At 52.6% G+C, this 530-nt stretch carries 1 rRNA gene; it reads left to right on the top strand.

The annotated features are described in order from the left end of the window. Nucleotides 1–77: 77 nt before the first annotated feature. Nucleotides 78–530 (top strand): 16S ribosomal RNA (locus tag BV390_RS30450); the annotation flags it as partial.

The raw sequence follows: 530 nt of genomic DNA on the forward strand, positions 1-530 counted from the left end.
TCGGACGAAAAATGAATACCAAGTCTCTGAGTGAACACGTAATTCATTACGAAGTTTAATTCACGAGCATCAAACTTAAATTGAAGAGTTTGATCATGGCTCAGATTGAACGCTGGCGGCAGGCCTAACACATGCAAGTCGAGCGGTAGCACAGAGAGCTTGCTCTCGGGTGACGAGCGGCGGACGGGTGAGTAATGTCTGGGAAACTGCCTGATGGAGGGGGATAACTACTGGAAACGGTAGCTAATACCGCATAACGTCGCAAGACCAAAGTGGGGGACCTTCGGGCCTCATGCCATCAGATGTGCCCAGATGGGATTAGCTAGTAGGTGGGGTAATGGCTCACCTAGGCGACGATCCCTAGCTGGTCTGAGAGGATGACCAGCCACACTGGAACTGAGACACGGTCCAGACTCCTACGGGAGGCAGCAGTGGGGAATATTGCACAATGGGCGCAAGCCTGATGCAGCCATGCCGCGTGTATGAAGAAGGCCTTCGGGTTGTAAAGTACTTTCAGCGAGGAGGAAGGC

Origin of the sequence: Klebsiella sp. YJ, from assembly GCF_002108615.1 — a bacterium.
GTDB lineage: Bacteria > Pseudomonadota > Gammaproteobacteria > Enterobacterales > Enterobacteriaceae > Klebsiella > Klebsiella planticola.